We start from the raw sequence: 463 nt of genomic DNA, 5'->3' as shown, positions 1-463 counted from the left end.
GTCGTTGTCGAAGGGATGGGCGAAGGCGGTGCCGCCCGTGCCGCCGGTCAGCGTGAACGGCGCGGCGTAGTCGTGGATCAGGTCGTATTGATGGCCGAGCGTGAGCGTGCCGAGTCGATCCGATTTCAGGCCGACATAGCTCGGGTGATCGTTCAACTGGCTGCCGGCGGTGACGGTGAAGCCGCGCTCCAGCCGGAACAGCGCCTTGGCGCCGCCGCCGAGATCCTCGCTGCCCTGCAGGCCCCAGAAGCTGCCGTCGATCAGGCCGGAGGTGGCAAGGTACTGCGCATGGCCGCCGACGTTGCTGAGATAGGCCAGGCCGCTGTCGAGCTCGCCGTAAAGGGACAGGCTCTGGGCCGAGGCGGCGCTGCCCAGGCCGGCGAGCAGGCAGGCGGCGAGGACGCGCGAGGCGGCGAGCGGCATGGCGATGCCGGAAATCGGGCGCACGTCGGGCGCCCGGTTT

The 463-nt window shown here is 70.2% G+C and carries 1 protein-coding gene; it reads right to left on the bottom strand.

The annotated features are described in order from the left end of the window. A partial coding sequence (locus HWY05_RS37855) for a porin (protein WP_244146812.1) occupies window positions 1-423 on the bottom strand: 423 nt, incomplete at its 3' end. Window positions 424-463 lie beyond the last annotated feature (40 nt).

The sequence above is a fragment of the Paraburkholderia sp. BCC1876 genome (assembly GCF_902833695.1).
Lineage (GTDB): Bacteria > Pseudomonadota > Gammaproteobacteria > Burkholderiales > Burkholderiaceae > Paraburkholderia.
Note: the sequence above shows the minus strand (reverse complement) of the source record. Positions and strands in the feature narration are given on the sequence as shown.